The organism is Aestuariirhabdus litorea (genome assembly GCF_003864255.1).
In the GTDB taxonomy this organism is placed as follows: Bacteria; Pseudomonadota; Gammaproteobacteria; order Pseudomonadales; family Aestuariirhabdaceae; genus Aestuariirhabdus; species Aestuariirhabdus litorea.
The window spans coordinates 1,442,072-1,462,099 of sequence record NZ_QWEZ01000001.1 but is presented as its reverse complement, the minus strand read 5'-3'; the positions used below and the strand labels follow the sequence as shown (position 1 = coordinate 1,462,099).

21 protein-coding genes are annotated in these 20,028 nt (G+C 57.4%); 10 read left to right on the top strand and 11 right to left on the bottom strand.

Annotated features, from left to right (window positions below; translation table 11 throughout):
• The first annotated feature begins 116 nt into the window (after positions 1–116).
• The gene (locus D0544_RS06810) at positions 117–1,079 is read left to right on the top strand and encodes a LysR family transcriptional regulator (protein ID WP_125015234.1); all 963 of its coding nucleotides are present in this window, start codon (positions 117–119) and stop codon (positions 1,077–1,079) included.
• 8 nt (positions 1,080–1,087) lie between these two features.
• Here the strand turns inward: D0544_RS06810 and D0544_RS06805 are convergent, their stop codons facing one another.
• The 6 genes from D0544_RS06805 to D0544_RS06780 form a co-directional block, all read right to left on the bottom strand.
• On the bottom strand, positions 1,088–1,897 hold the full coding sequence (locus tag D0544_RS06805; protein ID WP_164880859.1) for a secretin N-terminal domain-containing protein: 810 nt from the start codon (positions 1,895–1,897) through the stop codon (positions 1,088–1,090).
• Positions 1,894–2,889, bottom strand: a complete 996-nt coding sequence (locus D0544_RS06800; RefSeq protein ID WP_164880858.1) for a GNAT family N-acetyltransferase — start codon at positions 2,887–2,889, stop codon at positions 1,894–1,896. Before D0544_RS06800 ends, D0544_RS06805 begins: the two co-directional genes overlap by 4 nt.
• 193 nt (positions 2,890–3,082) lie before the next feature.
• Positions 3,083–4,450, bottom strand: coding sequence for an adenylosuccinate lyase (gene purB, locus D0544_RS06795; protein WP_125015231.1), 1,368 nt, complete (start codon positions 4,448–4,450; stop codon positions 3,083–3,085).
• Positions 4,451–4,509: 59 nt separating this feature from the next.
• Positions 4,510–5,130 carry a high frequency lysogenization protein HflD gene (hflD, locus tag D0544_RS06790; RefSeq protein WP_125015230.1) on the bottom strand — a complete coding sequence of 207 codons (621 nt, stop codon included), beginning with the start codon at positions 5,128–5,130 and terminating at the stop codon, positions 4,510–4,512.
• A gap of 15 nt (positions 5,131–5,145) precedes the next feature.
• On the bottom strand, positions 5,146–6,270 hold the full coding sequence (gene mnmA / locus D0544_RS06785; protein WP_125015229.1) for a tRNA 2-thiouridine(34) synthase MnmA: 1,125 nt from the start codon (positions 6,268–6,270) through the stop codon (positions 5,146–5,148).
• A gap of 39 nt (positions 6,271–6,309) precedes the next feature.
• Positions 6,310–6,756 carry an NUDIX hydrolase gene (locus D0544_RS06780; RefSeq protein WP_125015228.1) on the bottom strand — a complete coding sequence of 149 codons (447 nt, stop codon included), beginning with the start codon at positions 6,754–6,756 and terminating at the stop codon, positions 6,310–6,312.
• Between the two features lie 143 nt (positions 6,757–6,899).
• On the opposite strand from D0544_RS06780, the gene moaC reads away from it, so the two are divergent.
• Both moaC and moaE read left to right on the top strand, forming a co-directional pair.
• On the top strand, positions 6,900–7,394 hold the full coding sequence (moaC, locus tag D0544_RS06775; RefSeq protein WP_125015227.1) for a cyclic pyranopterin monophosphate synthase MoaC: 495 nt from the start codon (positions 6,900–6,902) through the stop codon (positions 7,392–7,394).
• Positions 7,391–7,858 carry a molybdopterin synthase catalytic subunit MoaE gene (gene moaE / locus D0544_RS06770; protein ID WP_125015226.1) on the top strand — a complete coding sequence of 156 codons (468 nt, stop codon included), beginning with the start codon at positions 7,391–7,393 and terminating at the stop codon, positions 7,856–7,858. Before moaC ends, moaE begins: the two co-directional genes overlap by 4 nt.
• 52 nt (positions 7,859–7,910) lie before the next feature.
• On the opposite strand, the gene cspD is transcribed toward moaE, so the two are convergent.
• Entirely contained in the window at positions 7,911–8,189 is a 279-nt protein-coding gene (cspD, locus tag D0544_RS06765) for a cold shock domain-containing protein CspD (RefSeq protein WP_125015225.1), read from the bottom strand.
• Between the two features lie 230 nt (positions 8,190–8,419).
• On the opposite strand from cspD, the gene clpS reads away from it, so the two are divergent.
• Both clpS and clpA read left to right on the top strand, forming a co-directional pair.
• On the top strand, positions 8,420–8,770 hold the full coding sequence (clpS, locus tag D0544_RS06760) for an ATP-dependent Clp protease adapter ClpS (protein ID WP_125015224.1): 351 nt from the start codon (positions 8,420–8,422) through the stop codon (positions 8,768–8,770).
• Positions 8,771–8,790: 20 nt separating this feature from the next.
• A complete protein-coding gene (gene clpA / locus D0544_RS06755) occupies positions 8,791–11,052 on the top strand; it encodes an ATP-dependent Clp protease ATP-binding subunit ClpA (protein WP_125015223.1) in 2,262 nt (753 codons plus the stop codon).
• Between the two features lie 18 nt (positions 11,053–11,070).
• Here the strand turns inward: clpA and infA are convergent, their stop codons facing one another.
• The 4 genes from infA to trxB form a co-directional block, all read right to left on the bottom strand.
• A complete protein-coding gene (infA, locus tag D0544_RS06750) occupies positions 11,071–11,289 on the bottom strand; it encodes a translation initiation factor IF-1 (RefSeq protein WP_125015222.1) in 219 nt (72 codons plus the stop codon).
• A gap of 125 nt (positions 11,290–11,414) precedes the next feature.
• On the bottom strand, positions 11,415–12,122 hold the full coding sequence (locus tag D0544_RS06745) for an arginyltransferase (protein WP_125015221.1): 708 nt from the start codon (positions 12,120–12,122) through the stop codon (positions 11,415–11,417).
• Between the two features lie 4 nt (positions 12,123–12,126).
• The gene (aat, locus tag D0544_RS06740; RefSeq protein ID WP_125015220.1) at positions 12,127–12,852 is read right to left on the bottom strand and encodes a leucyl/phenylalanyl-tRNA--protein transferase; all 726 of its coding nucleotides are present in this window, start codon (positions 12,850–12,852) and stop codon (positions 12,127–12,129) included.
• A gap of 11 nt (positions 12,853–12,863) precedes the next feature.
• Positions 12,864–13,814 carry a thioredoxin-disulfide reductase gene (gene trxB / locus D0544_RS06735; RefSeq protein WP_125015219.1) on the bottom strand — a complete coding sequence of 317 codons (951 nt, stop codon included), beginning with the start codon at positions 13,812–13,814 and terminating at the stop codon, positions 12,864–12,866.
• A gap of 230 nt (positions 13,815–14,044) precedes the next feature.
• On the opposite strand from trxB, the gene D0544_RS06730 reads away from it, so the two are divergent.
• The 5 genes from D0544_RS06730 to serS are packed head-to-tail and all read left to right on the top strand — an operon-like array spanning position 14,045 to position 20,014.
• On the top strand, positions 14,045–16,366 hold the full coding sequence (locus D0544_RS06730; RefSeq protein WP_125015218.1) for a DNA translocase FtsK: 2,322 nt from the start codon (positions 14,045–14,047) through the stop codon (positions 16,364–16,366).
• A gap of 18 nt (positions 16,367–16,384) precedes the next feature.
• Positions 16,385–17,002 (top strand): outer membrane lipoprotein periplasmic chaperone LolA, encoded by a 618-nt coding sequence (lolA, locus tag D0544_RS06725; protein WP_243647303.1) that lies wholly within the window; start codon positions 16,385–16,387, stop codon positions 17,000–17,002.
• The gene (locus tag D0544_RS06720; RefSeq protein WP_125015216.1) at positions 17,002–18,333 is read left to right on the top strand and encodes a replication-associated recombination protein A; all 1,332 of its coding nucleotides are present in this window, start codon (positions 17,002–17,004) and stop codon (positions 18,331–18,333) included. Before lolA ends, D0544_RS06720 begins: the two co-directional genes overlap by 1 nt.
• On the top strand, positions 18,299–18,718 hold the full coding sequence (locus D0544_RS06715; protein ID WP_243647257.1) for a fluoride efflux transporter FluC: 420 nt from the start codon (positions 18,299–18,301) through the stop codon (positions 18,716–18,718). The genes D0544_RS06720 and D0544_RS06715 overlap by 35 nt, the downstream gene beginning before the upstream one ends.
• A gap of 18 nt (positions 18,719–18,736) precedes the next feature.
• Positions 18,737–20,014: a serine--tRNA ligase gene (serS, locus tag D0544_RS06710; protein ID WP_125015215.1), complete on the top strand. Its 1,278-nt coding sequence runs from the start codon at positions 18,737–18,739 to the stop codon at positions 20,012–20,014.
• Positions 20,015–20,028: the final 14 nt, after the last annotated feature.

Genomic DNA, 20,028 nt, shown 5'->3' with positions numbered 1-20,028 from the left:
AGGTTGTGGGGGATCTCCCCGCAGAATGGGTACTCTGCAAGCGCTAATCTAACTTGAATTAATCATTAGTAAAAATTAATATAAATTATATAACACATTAACAAAGGTTAATTATTGTGCGAGCCACACTTCACCAGCTGCGGGTATTTCACAAGGTCGCTTCATTGATGAGTTATACGGCGGCGGGTAACGAAATGGGGATGACGCAGCCGGCCGTCAGCATCCAGTTGAAACAGCTGGAGGACAATATCGGCTTGCCTCTGCTGGATAAGGTGGGCAAGCAGGTTTCATTGACCTCACCGGGTGAGGAGCTTTACCGCTTTTGTGAGGACCTGTTTGCGCGTTTCGACAATATTGATATGACGCTCAGCGCCATGAAGGGGGGGCTGGAGGGGGAGTTCCGCCTGGCCGCAGTGACCAGTGCCATGTACTTTACCCCCCACCTGCTGGGAGCGTTCCACAAGCTTTATCCCAAGGTAAAACTGCGACTGGATGTGGTGAACCGCGAGCAGATTATACGGCGTATCAAGGAGAACCGGGATGACATGGTGATTATGGGGCTGGTGCCGGATATGATTCCGCTCAACCGCTACCCCTTCGTGGATAATCCCATCGTATTTATCGCCCACCCCGACCACCCTCTCGCCGGGCAGCAGGCGATTCCGCTCAAAACCCTGGAGGAGCACGATGTGATCTATCGAGAGGTGGGGTCGGGTACCCGTAAAGCGGTTGAGGACTTTCTGGCGGAGAAGGGAGTGGAGGTTCAGCCCTCCATGTTGCTGGGAAGTAGTGAGACCATTAAACAGGCGGTAATGGCTGAGCTGGGCATTTCGGCAGTGTCACGACACAGCGTAACCCTTGAGCTGGCAACCGCCTGCCTGGTGGAGCTGGACGTGGCCGACTTCCCACTCTACCGCAGCTGGCACCTGGTACATCACCAGAATAAGCAACTGACACCCATTGCACAGGCCTTTATCGATTTTGTGCTGTCGCCAACACACGACATCGAAGCGCTTTGTGACCGCTTCCTGAAGACCCACTACGTCGAGCGAAGCCGGCGCGTCGGCCAGCTACCCTAGAGAAACGGTCAGATCTCATCCACCTTCAGGTAGAAACTGCCCCGACGGCTAAGGGTACCGTCGCTGCGGCGGTTGAGCTGGCGGTCGCTCTGCCGTGAATCTTCGTCCAGCTGCCCGATGGCGATCCATTCGCCCAGCCTTACCTGTACGCGAGTGGTAGCACCCTGGGTGTCGATAGGCCGGGCCCCCTGCGGAGTCTGACCGCCACCCGTCTGCAGGCGGTCGTTGCGGGTTTCGATGGTCACATCGGCCACCTTATCCCGCACTCGTACGGTGACGTAGAACCCTCGCACCACGGACTGGTATTGGGTGCTGCTGTTCCAGCCGTTCGTGCTCGTTACCGGTACCTGTTGACCTATCTGTACAAAAGCGGGTTGCCCCTCCAGAGTGCGGACGCGCTGGGTCCCCTGGTTGTTACGGGAGCGGGTGCCGTAATCGATGCTCAGCCTATCCTTCTCCGGATCACCAAGTGAAATTTCGCCATCCCCTGCGCGCAGGGAGCCATCCACCTGGAGGGACCGGCGGTTACGGGCAATCCGTTCATCCTGGGTCACACTGACCATCAGCTGACGGATGGGGGTGTCGAGCTGTTCGATAATGTTCTGCAGCTGGGTAAAGTTATCGGCGGTGGTTTTGATGATCAGGACGTTGTTGAAAGAGGTGACACTTCCGCCGGGCGGGAGCAGCTCCTTCAGGGTGGGCACCAGGTCGCTGGCCAGCTGGTGACGGGTATCCAGGGTATAGGTGTTCATCTGCGCCAGCAGGGGAAACGAGGTCAGCAGGAGCAGGAGTCCCAGCCAGTAAGCTTTAGCATTCATAATGACATCTGCCGAATATCCTGGGGGATCACGGAATGGTTCCATGGGTATTTGATCCGCTCGCGCCACTGTTTGACCCTCGGGCCATCGTTAAAGTTTCCGCACAGGCACAGCGGGTTATCGTCCACCAGCTCCAGCCAGCCACAGTCATCGGCCAGTACCAGGGCGTGGCTATCGAGCGGGTAGGCGGGGATGGTGCAGCGCAGGCTGATAAGGCTGTTGATTCGCTGTTGAAGCTGGAGCAGGGGATGGTGTTGCTTGACCATGGCGCTGATCTCACTCACCAGTATCTGCACCCGGCTGAAGGGGTTGCGGCGGGCAGCGGCGGAGATCGCGTCCAGCACCTTGGGGTGGGCAAACAGCTGCGGGTTCAGGGTCGGGGCGTAGATAAACACCTGCTCGTCCGCCTGAGCAATGAGGGCTGCAATGTGGTCGATTACCTGATCGAGTTCCTTCAGCGGTGCGATGGCACCGGTTGAGCCCAGGCTGGCGTCTGTCTGGACAGGGTCATCGGCGGGGCGGGTTGCCCGGGGCTGGTAATCCTCGGGGGAGGGCGCCTTGATGATGGGGCGAGGCCCTTCTTGGACCGCGGTAAACTCGATGGGGGCGTTTGCCGGGGCCACTGGGCGCTGCATCGCCTGGTGGGGGATACCGGCCTCAACGAAAGGCTCCCCCTGGGGCCGGTAGCCCAGCCTTTCATAGAAAGGAAGGCTGCCCTGCTGGGCATGCAAATGGGTGGCCTCAAGGTCGAGCTGCAGGGCAATGTCGTGCAGGTAGCGCATCAGCGCCTCGCCAAGGCCCTGGCCGCGTAATGGCTGGCTGACCGCCACCCGTCCGATGCGGCCGTTCGCCAGCATGCGGGCGGTGCCGGAGGGAAGTTTATCCCCCTCCAGGTAGAGGAGAAAGTGCAGGGCATCGGGATCCTGTTCGTCCGACATCAGCTCGAGGGCGATGCCTTGCTCCCTGTGGAATATCTCAGTGCGCAGAGCCATCGCCTCCTCCTTGGCCTGGTGCCAGGGAAGTTGGAGGATGTGAAAGTGGAGGCGGCTGTGCATGGTTGATCGTCTGGCCCGTTTTTTTGATAGTAACCAGAGCCCGCTGTTTTGTCAGCAGTTGGGTGGCTTGGGGAGGGGGCAAGACAAAAAGGGAAGGGCGCCGGGCGGGAGTGCCCGCCCGGCGGTCTGACTAGATGGCGCGGGCCTGGTCGGCCGCGTTGCCGATGTAGTTAGCAGGGGTCAGAGCCTTCAGCTGCTGTTTGGCGTGCTCGGGCAGCTCCAGGCTGTCGATAAACTGCTCCAGGGTCTGCTGGTTGATGGTCTGGCCACGGGTCAGCGCCTTGAGTTTTTCATAGGGCTGCTCGATGCCATAGCGGCGCATGACGGTCTGGATGGGCTCGGCGAGTACCTCCCAGGCGTTATCCAGGTCGCTATCGAGGCGTGCGGCGTTGACCTCAAGCTTGCTGATGCCTTTGAGGGTGGCATGGTAGGCGATCAGGCTGTGACCCAGGCCGACGCCGAGGTTGCGCAGTACGGTGGAGTCGGTGAGGTCCCGCTGCCAGCGGGAGATTGGCAGTTTGCTGGCCAGATGCTGCATGATGGCGTTGGCGATCCCCAGGTTGCCCTCGGAGTTCTCGAAATCGATCGGGTTGACCTTGTGGGGCATGGTGGAGGAGCCCACCTCACCGGCGATGGTCTTCTGCTTGAAGTAGCCCTGGGAGATATAGCCCCAGACATCGCGATCGAAGTCGATAAGGATGGTGTTAAAACGAGCGATGGCGTCGTAGAGCTCGGCGATATAGTCGTGGGGCTCAATCTGCGTGGTGTAGGGGTTCCACTCGAGACCGAGGCTCCCGACAAAGGTTTGGGCGTTGGCTTGCCAGTCCACCTCCGGGTAGGCTGACAGGTGAGCGTTGTAGTTGCCCACCGCCCCATTAATTTTACCCAATGGCTTGATCGCGGCGATCTGCTGCAGCTGTCGCTGCAGGCGGGCGGCGACGTTCGCCATCTCCTTGCCCAGGGTGGTCGGGGAGGCGGTCTGCCCGTGGGTGCGCGACAGCATGGGCTGCTCGGCAAAGTCGTGGGCGAGCGCCTTGATGGCGGTGATGATCTCCTCCATTACCGGCAGCATGCACTGGTCGCGCCCTTCGGACAGCATCAGGGCGTGGGAGAGGTTGTTGATGTCCTCGGAGGTGCAGGCAAAGTGCACAAATTCGGAGATGGCGTTCAGCTCCGGATTGTCGGCCAGACGCTCCTTGATGAAGTACTCCACCGCCTTGACGTCATGGTTGGTGGTGCGCTCGATCTCCTTAATCCGCTCAGCATCGGCCTCGCTGAACACCTCGGCGATACGGTTAAGTTGCTGGTTTGCCTCCGGGCTCAATGGCGGAACTTCGGCAACCTGGGGGTGGTTTGCCAGACACTGTAGCCAGCGAATCTCAACGATAACGCGAAAACGGATCAGGCCGAACTCACTGAATACCGGGCGCAGGCTTTGGGTTTTGCTGCCATAGCGACCATCAATAGGGGAGACGGCTGTAATAGGAGAGAGTTGCATGCTGATATTCCGGTTAAGTTAATTGGCGGGGCGCATAATACACAAAAGCGGGTCTGTTTTCAGGGGCGCAGAAGGTGCTCGACACAGGCCAGCATTTTTTTGCGGCCTAAAATAAGTTGCCAGCGATACCCGCCCACCTGACGCCAAAGGATGGCGGAGCGAATGCCGCCCAGCAGACAGGCGCGGATGCGCTGGGCGTTGTCGCTACTTTGCAGGTGGCGGACGTCACCGGTGACATGGATACGGGTGGAAAAGGTGCTCAAGGTATCCTGATAGAGTGCGGCGAGGGCACCGATTATGTTTTCGTGGCCGATTTCAAAGTGCAGGCGCTGCTGACTTATTTGTTCAAGTCGGTTGCTAATAACATCCATCATCTCTTTGTTTTTAGAGAGCTTTTTCTCCAGTTGGATCAGGGTTAGGACGTAACGTATCGCGTCGCCCGACATCGCCTTACGGTCTCTTTCCAGTACGTGTTTGAGGTGGGTTAGCCCCAGATAGAGTCCGTGTCGCCCCTCATAAACCGCTTCGACCGAGTCGGGGTTGGTCACCAGAATGCTGCCCAGGGTGCACTCGAAACTGTCGGTGGGAGCGTTACCACTGCGGGCGATCTTCTCCACCAGTACAGCGGATTGGAAAATGCCGGCAAGGGAGAGAACCTGGTCCTGAAAATTGTGGCTCATGGGGATATCTGCTCCTTAAAGGCCTTCATCAGTGACGCGGGTGGACTGTATGCGCTTTTCAATTACCCCTCCGCCCAGGCAGCAGTCACCGTCGTAAAAGACAACCGACTGCCCTGGAGTGACCGCGCGCTGAGGTACGTCAAACTCGACCCGGAAGCCGCCTTCGCTATCGCCCGTTAGCTGGCAAGCTTGATCGCTTTGACGATAGCGCACTTTCGCGTTGAGGCTGGCCGGAAGCTGCGGGGGCTCCCCGCTCACCCAATGGATGTGGCTGAGGAGCAGGGCATCGGAAAAAAGCAGCGGATGCTGGCTGCCTTGAGCGGCAACCAGAACGTTACGCTCAAGGTCTTTGTCGACCACGTACCAGGGGGCTTCCCCCGCCTCTTTCAGGCCACCAATGCCCAGCCCCTGCCGCTGGCCCAGGGTATGGTACATCAGGCCGCTGTGCTGCCCGATTACCTTGCCTTCCGGGGTTTCAATATTGCCGGGCTGGGCTGGAATGTACTGCTTAAGGAAATCTTTGAAGCGTCGCTCCCCGATAAAGCAGATGCCGGTGCTGTCCTTCTTGTTGTGGGTAACCAGATCGTGGGCTTCAGCAATCTCCCTGACACGTGGTTTTTCCAGCTCCCCAACCGGGAACAGGGTTTTGGCGATCTGCTCGGCTCCCACCGCATGCAGGAAATAGGACTGGTCTTTGTTGCTGTCGAGTCCCTTGATCAGCTCGTAGTGGCCATTGCGCTCGCGGCGACGGACATAGTGACCGGTGGCAATGGCGTCGGCCCCCAGCAGCAGGGCGTAATCGAGAAAGGCTTTAAACTTGATCTCCCGGTTACAGAGAATGTCGGGGTTGGGGGTGCGTCCTGCGCGGTACTCCTCGAGGAAGTGCTCGAAGACATTATCCCAGTATTCGGCGGCGAAGTTGGCTGTGTGCAGTTTGATGCCCAGCTTGTCGCACACCAGTTGCGCGTCTTTGAGGTCCTCTTTCGCCGTACAGTATTCGGTGCCGTCGTCCTCGTCCCAGTTTTTCATGAACAGGCCTTCGACCTGGTAGCCCTGTTGCTGAAGCAGCAGGGCTGAAACGGAGGAGTCGACACCGCCGGACATGCCGACGATAACCTTGGTGTGGGGGTTGCTGCTCATGGCACCTGCGTGGTTGGGAGCTATAGTAGGGCGGCTATTTTACCCGTGCTCCTGAATAAGATCCAATGGATAGCGAGTGCCCATGAGGTAGTCCTCAAGGCACCTTTTCACAAGTGGGCTGCGAAGTGCTGCGGGGTGCTGATCCAGCGCTTCAGGTGTTAGCCAGTGAACCGCCTTGATCGCCTCATCAGGGTGCAGGTCGTTTCGCTCTCGAAGTGGCCGGCCGGCAAAACAGTAACGGTGGTAGATGGTTTGGTTGTGGGGAGAGTGGTAGATGTAGATGCCAATCAGGCTCTCAACTCGCACTTCCCAACAGCTCTCCTCAAGGGTTTCCCGGGCGGCGGCCTGTACCAGTGTTTCGCCGGGTTCAAGGTGCCCGGCGGGCTGGTTCAGGACCCTTTCGTGGCCCGCGAGCTCCTCGACAAAGAGGAAGCTCCCCTGGTTCTCAACAATAGTTGCCACGGTAATATGGGGGGGCCATTTCACAGTTTTATTCCTGTATCATCATGCCATCGGTCAGGCGGGTTTTGACGCTAGGGTCCCGGTTTGAAAGAGGGGGGACAAAGGTGTTAAAACTAGCACTTCCATAACGCAATTGCCTTCGCGTTTTACTCTATCGGGACGAAATAATGAGCCAGCAGCGTTTTACTCACCTGGATGAGCAGGGGCACGCCCACATGGTGGATGTGACCGACAAAGAGGTCTCCGAGCGAGTGGCGATCGCTGAGTCCTGGGTATCCCTGAACCAGGAAACCTTTGAATTGATTGCGGCCGGCGGCATCAAGAAGGGGGATGTGCTGGCGACTGCGCGCATTGCAGGCATCATGGCGGCCAAGCGCTGCTCAGATCTGATACCACTCTGCCATCCACTGGCCCTGACCAAGGTGAAGGTAGAGTTTGAGCTACACCCCCGGAGCCATCGCATACGAATAGAGTCGCTGTGCAAGCTGGCTGGTCGCACCGGTGTTGAGATGGAAGCGCTCACGGCCGCCTCGGTGGCCGCCCTTACTATCTACGATATGTGCAAGGCGGTGGATAAAGGCATCCTGATCGAAAGCACTCGGCTGCTGGAGAAATCTGGCGGCAAGTCCGGTCACTGGCAGCGAGAGGATGGGCGGGCATGAAGATCCAGATCCAGCAGGAGGACTTCAGTATTGAGGAGGAGGTGGCCGCCCTGCGGGCTGGTCAGCCCTCGGTCGGTGCTGTTGTTACCTTCACGGGGGTAGTTCGGGATCTCAACCTGGACACAGGCGTCTCCGCTTTGGAGTTGGAGTGTTACCCCGCGATGGTGGAAAAGACGCTGTCCAACATAGTGGCTGAGGCCATGCAGCGCTGGCAGGTGATGGATGCCACCGTAATTCACCGCATCGGCCGGTTGGAGGTGGAGGCGCAAATCGTCTTTGTGGGGGTGACCAGCCTGCACCGTGGCGATGCCTTTGCGGCTTGTGAGTTCATAATGGATTTTTTGAAGACCGACGCCCCTTTCTGGAAGAAAGAGCATTCTGTCCAGGGGGCTCGATGGTTGGACGCGCGTAGCTGCGATCAGCAGGCGCGTCATCGCTGGGATTCTTCGGGGCGGGAGGAATAAAAAAAGAGGCCAAGGCCTCTTTTTGCGTCAGGTTGTTAGCGAGCTGCCTGTATCAAGTCTCGCTGTATAGGGTTTCTACCTCCTGACTTGTGTTCTCTGTGTCTGCTGTTGGTTTGCTGACTGCCGGCTCCGTGGCGGTAATGTTGATGGCGTGAAGACCTTTGGGGCCCTGCAAGATATCGAAGCTGACATCCTGACCGGCCTTGAGTGTCTTGTAGCCATCCATCTGGATGGATGAGTAGTGAGCGAAAAGATCTTCGTCGCTGCCCTCCGGCAGAATAAAACCATACCCTTTGGCATTGTTAAACCACTTTACTTTACCAATAGGCATCCTCTACATCCCTCTGCTGATTGGCTTATGAGGCCATACATCCCTATTTTGTTTGCTTTTTAAATTGTTGTTAAAGAAAGCAAACCCATCGCTCCAACATACGCGGGAACAGCTTAAAGTGTTTAACAAGTGATCGATTCTGTCAAGGCGAGGGGCTGCCAATGCCAACTCAGTCGCTGTATTATTGCCGATTGGGTTATTTTTAATTGTTTTTTGCGGGATTGCGCGCAATGGGTAAAGTTTTTGATGTTCGTCTAACATTAGGTGGAAAGGAGGGGGAGGAGCAGGATGGCAACCTGGCGTTGGCACCCGCCAAGCCAAAGTTGAAGCCGCCTCCGATGTATAAAGTGGTGCTAATGAATGACGACTATACGCCGATGGATTTTGTCGTTGAGGTGTTGGAACTCTTTTTTAACATGAACCGTGAAAAAGCCACTCAGGTGATGCTCACGGTTCATACTCAGGGTAAGGGAGTCTGTGGAATCTTTACGCGTGATATCGCGGAAACTAAAGCGGAGCAAGTGAATCAATACTCTAGGGAGTGCGAACACCCTCTGCAATGTAAGATCGAACGGGAATAACTACTCAGGAAGCCTGACAAATGCTGAATAAAGAGTTGGAAGTGACGCTCAACTTGGCGTTCAAAGACGCACGGATGAAACGCCACGAGTTTATGACCGTCGAGCATCTTCTGTTGGCCTTGCTGGACAATCAGGCGGCTCTGAGTGTGCTGAACGCCTGCGGAGCCGATATGGAGCGCCTTCGACGGGACCTGACCGAGTTTGTGGACTCCACCACTCCCCTGATACCCAGCAGCGATGAAGAGCGGGAAACGCAGCCCACCCTCGGGTTTCAGCGTGTTCTACAGCGTGCCGTCTTTCATGTGCAGAGCTCCGGCAAACGTGAAGTCACGGGAGCCAACGTTCTGGTGGCCATCTTCAGTGAGCAGGAGAGCCAGGCGGTCTATTTTTTGAAGCAGCAAAGCATCGCCCGCATCGATGTGGTCAATTATATTGCGCACGGTATATCCCGGGTGCAGGGCTCTCACAGCCATGGCGACGCAGACCAGCACGAAAGTGTTGAGGAGGAGTCTGGCCAGGAGGGAGGAGCTAACCCGCTGGAGAGCTTTGCCACCAATCTTAATGAGCTGGCACAAAAAGGGAAGATTGACCCCCTGGTCGGGCGTGACCTTGAACTTGAGCGGGTCTCTCAAATCCTGATCCGCCGGCGCAAGAATAACCCCCTGCTGGTGGGGGAGGCGGGTGTCGGCAAGACCGCAGTGGCGGAGGGGTTGGCTAAACGCATTGTCGACGGGGAGGTCCCCGAGATCCTGTCGGAGGCCACAGTCTACTCCCTGGACCTGGGAGCCTTGCTGGCGGGGACCAAATACCGGGGTGACTTTGAGAAGCGCTTCAAGCAGCTCTTGGGTGAACTGAGCAAGCGCGAGCACGCTATCCTCTTTATTGACGAGATCCATACCATTATCGGTGCGGGAGCTGCCTCCGGCGGGGTCATGGATGCCTCCAACCTGCTTAAGCCATTACTGACCTCGGGCACGATCCGTTGTATAGGGTCCACCACCTTCCAGGAGTTCCGTGGCATCTTTGAAAAGGACCGGGCGCTGGCGCGGCGGTTCCAGAAGGTGGATGTCAACGAACCTTCGGTGGCCGACACCTTTGAGATCCTGAAAGGGCTGAAAAGCCGCTTTGAGCAGCACCACCAGATCAAGTACAAAAATGCGGCCTTAAAAGCCGCCGCTGAACTGGCGGACCGCTATATCAACGATCGTCACATGCCCGACAAGGCGATTGATGTGATTGATGAGGCGGGGGCCTATCAGCGCCTGCAGCCTGAAGCGCGCCGTCGTAAGTCAATCGGTGTTGCAGAGGTGGAAGCTATCGTGGCCAAGATCGCCCGTATTCCGCCAAAAAGTGTCTCCTCCTCCGACAAGGAGATTCTCGAAACCCTTGAACGTAATCTCAAGCTGGTGGTGTTCGGGCAGGACGAGGCGATTCGCTCCCTGGCTACCGCGATCAAGCTGTCGAGGGCGGGCCTCAAGTCTCCCGAGAAGCCGGTGGGCTCTTTCCTTTTCTCAGGCCCCACCGGTGTCGGTAAGACGGAGGTCAGTCGTCAGCTGTCAGAGGGGTTAGGCATAGAGTTGGTTCGCTTTGACATGTCGGAGTATATGGAGCGTCATACCGTGTCACGGTTGATTGGTGCGCCTCCCGGTTATGTCGGCTTTGACCAGGGCGGTCTCCTGACCGAGGCGATCAATAAGAATCCCCATTGTGTGCTGCTGCTGGATGAGATCGAGAAGGCGCACCCTGAAGTCTTCAATCTGCTGCTGCAGGTAATGGATCACGGCACTTTGACCGATAACAACGGTCGTAAGGCGGACTTCCGCAACGTGATTATCATTATGACCACCAATGCCGGGGCTGAAACCATTGCCCGTACCTCGATCGGCTTTACCGAGCAGGATCACAGTACCGACGGTATGGAGGCGATCAAGAAACTGTTCACACCGGAGTTCCGTAACCGCCTTGACGGGATTATCCAGTTCGGTACGCTCTCTACTGAAAGCATCAAACGCGTGGTGGACAAGTTCCTCACCGAACTGCAGGCGCAGCTGGATGACAAGAAAGTTCAGTTGGAGGTCGATGATGAGGCGCGTGAATGGCTTGCGGTACGCGGGTACGACAAGCTGATGGGCGCCAGGCCCATGGCTCGTCTGATTCAGGACAGCATCAAGCGCCCCTTGGCGGAGGAGATACTCTTCGGGGATTTATCGATCGCCGGCGGTACGGCTTTTGTGACGATCAGGGATGGAGAGTTGGCGATCAACGCCGAAGCCGCTGCCTAGCAGCGGCTTTCTCTCGACTTAACGGGCGCGGTAGGTAATGCGGCCCTTGGAGAGGTCGTAAGGGGTGAGTTCTACACGCACCTTATCGCCGGTCAGGATGCGGATGTAGTTTTTTCGCATCTTGCCTGAAATGTGAGCCGTTACAACGTGGCCGTTATCCAGCTCGACGCGAAACATGGTGTTGGGAAGGGTATCAATAACGGTCCCTTCCATTTCAATCGAATCTTCTTTTGCCATTCGGCATCTTCCTCAAACTGTTATTTCAGAACTGAGCTTTTGAACAGTCCGCATTAAAATCAGGCGCGTATGATGCCTGAATTGTCACCTGAAATCAAAGGATTGCAGAGAGGACTCTGGATTGCTTATCTCAGCTCCATCCACTGGTTGTCAATCAGCAGCTCAAGGGGGCGATATTTGCTCTTGTAACTCATTTTTTTGCACTGCTTTATCCAGTACCCCAGATAGAGGTAGGGCAGGTTAAGCTGACGACAAAATTCCAGCTGTTTGAGGATGCAGTAGCTGCCGAGGCTGTCTTTGGTCCGGTCCGGGCAAAAAAAGGTATAGATGGCCGAGAGTCCATCCTCCAGCCGGTCCGTCACTGATACCGCCACCAGGTCGTCCCCGTCATGGAACTCGTAGAGATGGCAAAACTCCCAACTGCTGGTCAGGAAGGATTCGTATTGGGATGGGGTGGGGGGGGCCATGTCGCCATCACCGTGGCGACTATTGATGTAACGCTCATAGAGTTGGAAGTGTTCCTCCTCGTAGCGTGCCGGTTTCTGGATGCAGGTGAGGTGGCGATTGCGGTTAAGAATCCTTCTCTGGCTTGAGCTGGGCACGGCGCGACTGGCCGGGATCCGGATGGGGATGCAGGCGTTGCATTCCCCGCAATGGGGACGGTAGAGGTGTTTGCCACTGCGACGAAAACCGAAGTTTGAGAGTTGGCTATAGAGTGCGTTATCCAGCTCGACCTCAGGGTCGAGAAACAGAGTGGTGGCCTGCTGTGCATCGAGGTAGCTGCAGTTGTGGGGCGGGGTGGTGTAAAAGCGCAGCTCTTTCAGGTTAGACATGCCGCTATCCGTCGTAATTCCAGTCAAGTTTCCATGGCAAAGGCCGACTTAATTCTGCGCCAGCGGGTGGGAGTTTGGCAAATTTATCGAGCAGGTCACAGAACGAATGCCGATCCATGGTGGTTGATCCCAGTGAGCGCAGGTGGGGGCTTTCCACCTGGCAGTCGATGAGCTGGTAACCCTGCTTCTGTAGCTGTCCGCACAGGTGTACCAGTGCAATTTTGGAGGCGTTGGGCGCGCGGCTGAACATGGACTCGCCAAAAAACACCCTGTCGATAGCGACCCCATACAGTCCCCCGACCAGTTCCCCCTGTTGCCAGCACTCAACCGAGTGCGCATAACCCTGGCGGTGAAGCTCGGAGTACGCGTCCTGCATCTGCGAGTTAATCCAGGTTTGATCGGTGTAGTTGCGAGGGCCGGCGCACTCTTGCATGACGGTGGGGAAGGCGCGATCCATCGACAGTTGGTAGGGGTGTCGCCTTAAGGTTTTGTGCAGGGATCTCGAGATGTGGAGGTCACCGGGAAAGAGAACGCAGCGCGGGGCGGGAGACCACCAAAGAATGGGTTCACCTTCGCTAAACCAGGGGAATATGCCCTGGCTGTAGGCGTTGAGTAAGGTTGTGGGTGAGAGGTTTCCCCCCGCCGCAAGCAAGCCGTTGGGATCGTCCAGGGCTTGCTGAGGTGGGGGAAACTGGACCAGGTTTTCATCGAGCCATGGCAGGCGAGGCATCGTATGGGGGGTTACTCTTCGTCCAGGAAACGCTCAGCGTCCAGTGCGGCCATGCAGCCTGTGCCGGCTGAGGTGATCGCCTGCCGATAGATGTGATCCGCTACGTCGCCGGCTGCGAAAATCCCGGGGATGTTGGTCTGGGTGGCGTTGCCCTCGGTTCCGCTGATGACCTTAAGGAAACCGTCTTTCATCTCCAGCTGGCCAGCAAAAAGGTCGGTGTTGGGTTTGTGGCCGATGGCAATAAAAATGCCGGCAACATCCAGGTCTTTGGTTTCGCCGCTCTCGGTGTGCTTGATGCGAGCACCAGTGACGCCACTGGCATCACCCAGAACCTCCTCCAGCGTGTGGTTCCACTGAAGGCGAACGTTGCCGTTCTCGGCCTTTTCGAACAGCTTGTCCTGCAGGATTTTCTCGCAGCGCAATTTGTCGCGGCGATGGATCAGGGTCACCTCGGAGGCTATGTTGGCGAGGTAGAGAGCCTCCTCAACTGCGGTATTGCCGCCACCGACCACGGCGACTTTCTGGTTTTTGTAAAAGAAACCATCGCAGGTGGCGCAGGCGCTAACCCCTTTGCCCATAAACGCCTCTTCGGAGGGCAGCCCAAGGTAGAGGGCGGTGGCGCCGGTGGCGATAATCAGGGCGTCGCAGCTGTACTCGCCGCTGTCACCCTTAAGCTTAAAGGGGCGCTCGCTGAGGTCCGCCTGGTTAATGTGGTCGTAGACTATCTCGGTGTCAAAGCGTTCGGCGTGTTCGCGCATACGCTCCATCAGCTCTGGCCCCTGAAGACCTTCGGCGCCGGAGGGCCAGTTATCGATCTCGGTGGTGGTGGTGAGCTGCCCGCCGGGTTGAATGCCTGTAATCAGTACCGGGTTCAGGTTGGCGCGTGCGGCATAGACGGCGGCCGTGTAGCCGGCCGGGCCGGCGCCGAGGATGATCAGACGGGCGTGTTTGGTGTCGCTCATGGGGGTATCCTGTATTGAAAACGGGGCAGATTTAGGCTGCGGGGGCCAGTAATAATACGGAAGCTCTAGGAGGGGTTCAATCGCTTCTCGGGGGGTTGCTGTGTTCTCTGAAAAAGTTGTTTAAATACCGTTGGTTATGGTCGATGCTCTGGCAAATGAGTACAATGGGCGAGAGGTCGTGGGCTCTGTTGGCGGCCGTATGTGCATGAGAATGTTTTAGGGATGTGGATTTGAAAGACTCTAAGGCGGCAAAGCCCGCATCAACCACCACGCTGGGACAGCAGCTCCATCTCCGCCTGCGGGAGGGGGGACTGATTCTCCTGTTAGCGCTGTGCGTCTATATGCTGATGGCGCTGACCACCTACCATGGAACCGATCCCGGTTGGTCGAGTGCGGTTAGTCATGGCTCGATTCAAAATGCGGCCGGCCGCAGTGGCGCCTGGTTTTCAGACCTGTTGCTATCGCTGTTTGGCTGCTTCGCCTACCTCTTTCCGTTGATGCTGGGTGGGGTATCCTGGCAGCTGTTTCGGGGGCGCCACCACCCCTTTCGCTGGAAAGCCTCGCTACTGGCGTTGAGGACGATCGGACTGCTGGTCACCCTGGTGTCCGGGGCAGCCATAGCGACACTGCATATTTCGCCCGCTGAGACCCTCTTTCCCGAAGGCCCTGGTGGCATATTGGGTGATGTGGTCGCTAATGGGTCGCTGGATAGTTTGGGACGACCTGGGCTCACCCTGGTCCTGGTCAGCAGTTTTTTGGTTGGGGTAACCGTTTTTACCGACCTCTCATGGTTCCGGCTGATGGATCGCACGGGTCGCCTGACGCTGAGCCTGCTCGATGCCTTGTCCGGCAGGCTTCGGCGCTGGAAGAAGTCCGTTGTTGAGCGTCGCGAAAGCCGCCAGATACAGAAAGTTAAACAAGAACGGAAAGTGATTATCGCTCAGGAGGTTAAGCGGCAGAAGGAGCGTGAACCGGTCAAGATCGCGGCGCCGGTGAAGAAGCAGGAAATCAGCAAACGGGTGGTGAAAGAGCGTCAGGTTAGCTTGTTTGACGAGCCGGTGGTCGGAGATCTACCCCCCCTGGCGCTACTGGATCAGGCAAAAGGGGCGGTACACGGTTATTCGGCCGAGTCGCTGGAGGGGATGTCCAAACTCCTTGAACTCAAATTGAAGGATTTCGGTGTGGTGGCCGAAGTGGTGGCTGTGCACCCTGGCCCTGTCATTACCCGCTTCGAGATACAGCCCGCCGCCGGGGTCAAGGTCAGCAAGATCAGTAATTTGGCTAAAGACCTGGTGCGCTCCCTGGCAGTGATCAGTGTCCGCGTGGTGGAGGTGATACCGGGCAAGGCGGTGGTGGGGATCGAGATTCCTAACGAGGATAGAAATACGGTGTATTTCTCCGAGGTTGTGGGGTCGACCGTTTACGATGAGGCTGCATCACCCCTGAGCCTTGCCCTGGGGCACGACATCGGTGGCGTCCCCGTGGTGGTGAACCTGGCCAAGATGCCTCACCTGCTGGTTGCCGGTACCACTGGCTCCGGTAAGTCGGTAGGGGTTAACGCCATGCTGTTGAGTATGTTGCTCAAGGCGACGCCGGAGGAGGTGCGCCTGATCATGGTGGACCCCAAGATGCTCGAGTTGTCGATCTACGATGGCATTCCCCACCTGTTGACCCCTGTAGTAACCGATATGAAGGACGCCGCCAACGCCCTGCGCTGGTGCGTGGCCGAGATGGAGCGTCGGTATAAGCTGATGGCGGCCATGGGGGTACGTAACATTGCCGGTTATAACCGCAAGGTCAAGGACGCCGAGAAAGCCGGAGAGCCGTTGCTGGACCCGCTTTACGACCCCCTTGGCGAGAGTGATGTCGCCCCGACCCTGGAGACTCTCCCCTTTATCGTGGTGGTGATTGACGAGTTTGCCGATATGATCATGATTGTCGGTAAAAAGGTGGAGGAGTTGATCGCGCGTATTGCACAGAAGGCTCGCGCCGCCGGCATCCACCTGATATTGGCGACCCAACGCCCCTCGGTCGATGTGATTACCGGGTTGATCAAGGCGAACGTCCCTACCCGGATCGCGTTCCAGGTTTCCTCCAGGATCGACTCTCGAACAATTTTGGATCAGGGCGGGGCGGAGCAGCTGCTTGGCCACGGGGATATGCTCTATTTGCCCCCGGGAACGGGGGTTCCGATCCGTGTGCATGGCGCTTTTGTCTCCGATGAGGAGGTCCACAGGGTCGTTGACGACTGGAAGAAGCGTGGCGAGCCGGACTTTGTCGAGGAGATCCTCAACGGCTTCTCCGGCGATGGCGATCCCAGCCTGGGAGGAGGTGGCGATGAGGGGGAGGAGAGTGACGCCCTCTATGACCAGGCGGTGGCCTTTGTCACCGAAACCCGGCGGGCCTCCATCTCCTCTGTGCAGCGTAAATTTAAAATTGGCTACAACCGGGCGGCCCGCCTGATCGAAAGTATGGAGATGGCCGGGGTAGTCAGCTCTATGGGCAGTAATGGTGGTCGAGATGTTTTGGCTCCGCCACCACCACGGGATTAACCAGGGGATACCACTGTGATGCGCTTTTTGATGATCGTGCTGGCGATGTTGTTTTCGGGGGTCTTGCACGCCAGTGAGGTGGGTGAGCTGACCCGTATACTCGCAAAGGCACAAAGCATTCACGCTCAGTTTCAGCAGCTGACCATGGATGCCAGCGGTGCCCGGGTTCAGGAGTCCAATGGCCAGTTAGTGGTTGAGCGACCGGATCGTTTTCGCTGGCAGGTGGCGGCCCCCTTTCCACAGTTGGTTATCTCCGATGGCCAGCGGGTCTCCATTTACGACCCGGACCTTGAACAGTTGACGGTGCAGTCTCTGGATCCGAGGGCCGGGACCACGCCGGCCCTGATTCTTAGCGGTGACCGGGCTGCGATTGAGCGTGACTTCGAGGTCAAGGCGGCGCAGCAGCAGGGGGAGGTTCAGCGCTTCAGCCTGGTGCCACGCACCCCGGACTCTCTGTTTGAGAGCCTTGAACTGGAGTTCGTTAATGAGCGGATTAGTGCCATGAAACTGGTGGATTCCCTCGGTTCGAGTACCCGTATCGACTTCTCCTCCGTGGAGATCAATCTTCCCGTTCCTGCTGAGCTGTTTGAAATGCAGGTTCCTGAAGGAACTGACATCATCGAAGACCTGCGCTGATGAATGAAGAGGGACTGTTTTCCGAGCAGGGCTATCGGCCGCTGGCGGATCGGATGCGCCCGCGCAGTCTTGATGACTACCTCGGGCAGGATCACCTGCTGGCGCAAGGGCGCCCCTTGCGAAAGGTGCTGGAGCGGGGTGCGATTCACTCGATGGTGTTGTGGGGCCCTCCTGGTGTGGGTAAAACCACCCTTGCACGGCTGATCTCCTCCTATGTGGATGCTCGCTTCGAGGTGGTATCGGCCGTGCTTTCCGGCGTCAAGGAGATACGCGCAGTGGTGGAGCGCGCCCAACAGTTCCGTGGTCAGCGCAAAACCATTCTCTTCGTCGACGAGGTGCACCGTTTTAACAAGGCCCAGCAGGATGCCTTTCTACCCTATGTGGAGGATGGCACGCTTGTTTTTATCGGTGCGACCACCGAAAACCCCTCCTTTGAACTGAACAATGCGCTGCTTTCAAGGGCGCGGGTCTACTTGTTGAAACCCTTGTCGCAGGAGAGTTTGGGGGCCGTCGCCCTGGCGGCCCTGGTCGACAGGGAACGAGGGCTGGGTGAACGGGGTTTGAAGCTGACCGATGATGGCGTTCTGGAGCTGCTGTGCCGGGCTTCCGATGGTGATGCCCGGCGTCTTCTCAACCTGCTGGAGATCGCCTCCGACCTGGTCGATGATAATGCCGAGATCACCAGGGAGGCGGTTGTCGAGGTGCTGGGAGAATCAACCCGCCGTTTTGATAAGGGGGGTGACCAGTTTTACGACCAGATATCAGCCTTCCACAAGTCGGTGCGGGGGTCCTCTCCCGATGGCGCCCTCTACTGGTTTGCGCGGATGCTTGATGGGGGCTGCGATCCGCTGTATGTGGCGCGCAGGTTGCTGGCCATCGCCTCCGAAGATATCGGTAATGCAGACCCCAGGGCGATGCAGGTGGCCCTCAACGCCTGGGACGCTTTTGAACGACTGGGACCTGCCGAGGGCAACCGGGCCATTGCCCAGGCGGCGGTTTATTGCGCCTGTGCTCCCAAGAGTAATGCCCTTTATACCGCCTTTAAGGCTGCCTGTTCGCAGGTCAGTAGCGGTCTCAGTGAGGAGGTTCCGCACCATCTTCGCAACGCACCCACTGCGTTGATGAAGGGGCTGGGTTACGGTGCAGAGTACCGTTACGCGCACGATGAGGAGCATGCCTATGCCGCGGGCGAGCGTTACCTGCCGCGATCCCTGTCTGGCCAGCGCTTTTACGAACCGACGGAGCGAGGGCTGGAGCGTAAAATCAGCGAGAAGTTACAGTTTTTGCGGGAGCTGGATGAGCGCAGTGATCGCAAGCGGGGGGAGGAGTAAAATGTGGCAGCAATTGTTGTTTGTCGGGGCGGGGGGCGCTGCAGGCGCCTGCGCTCGTTTTCTGGTGTATCACCTCTACGGGATGACCGGCTCCCGGCTGTTTCCCATGCCCACCCTGATCGTCAACGTGGTCGGCTCCTTTTTGATCGGAATCGCTTATTTTACGCTGGTAGAAAGGCTACAATTGCCTCCCATGTGGAAGAACGGCCTGATCGGAGGCTTTCTGGGCGCATTTACAACATTTTCCACCTTCTCGCTGGATGCTTTGCGGATGATCCAGAACGGTGAGGTGGGTATTGCAATGGGATATATGATTGCCAGCGTAGTGTTTTGCCTGATGGCCACACTGGCTGGCTTTTTGGTTGTTGAAAAATTAATTGGCTAAACGTTTGTAAGGTAACCAATGCTAGACGCAAAGCTTGTGCGAGGCAGCACAGATGAGATCGCTGAAAAACTGCTGGTGAAGCAGTTTAAACTCGATGTAACCCGGATCCAGGCGCTGGAAGGGCGCCGCAAAGAGATTCAGGTCAAGACCCAGCAGCTGCAGAATGAGCGCAAGGTTGGCTCCAAACGGTTTGGCCAGCTGAAGGCGGCGGGTGAGGACATTGCCCCCCTGAAAGCGGAGATGGATCGCCTCGGAGAGGAGCTGAAGGTTTCCGAAGAACTGCTGGGGCAGGTTCAGAATGAACTCAACGAGATCCTGATGCAGGTTCCCAACGTCCCCGATGGGTCGGTGCCTGCGGGCGAGAGTGAAGATGATAACGTTGAGGTGCGCCGCTGGGGAACCCCGGTGGAGTTTGGCTTTGAGCCCCGTGACCACGTGACCCTGGGCGAACTCAACGGCGAGCTTGATTTCGAAACCGGTGCCAAGCTGGCCGGCGCACGCTTTTCGGTGATGAAGGGCAAGATTGCTCGCCTCCACCGAGCCATCACCCAGTTTATGATTGATACCCATGTTAACGAGCATGGCTACGAAGAGATCTACGTTCCCTACCTGGTTAATGCCGACTCCCTGCGGGGTACGGGGCAGCTGCCCAAGTTTGAAAAGGACCTGTTCAAGATCGAGCGGGAGGATCAAAGCGATCTCTACCTGATTCCAACGGCGGAGGTGCCGGTGACCAACGTGGTGCGTGACAGCATCGTTGAGGATGCCGAGATGCCCCTGAGTTATGTCTGTCACTCTCCCTGCTTTCGCAGTGAAGCGGGCAGCTATGGCCGCGATGTTCGTGGGATGATCCGCCAGCACCAGTTCGACAAGGTGGAGATGGTTCATGTGGTGCGGCCGGATGAGTCCTGGGAGACGCTGGAGAAATTGACGGCTCACGCTGAAGCAATTTTGCAGAAGCTCGAGCTTCCCTATCGGGTGGTCACCCTCTGTGGAGGGGATCTGGGCTTTTCTGCCGCCAAAACCTATGATATCGAGGTGTGGCTTCCTGGCCAGCAGAAGTATCGTGAAATCTCCTCCTGCAGCAATATGACCGACTTTCAGGCACGCCGTATGATGGCGCGCTGGCGCAACCCCGAGAGCGGGAAACCGGAGCTGGTGCATACCCTCAATGGCTCCGGGCTGGCTGTGGGAAGGACCATGGTTGCCATTATGGAAAACTACCAGGATGAGCGGGGCCGGATCCGTGTGCCTGAAGTGCTGGTTCCCTATATGGGCGGTATTACTGAAATCTGAAATTCCGGGGCTTA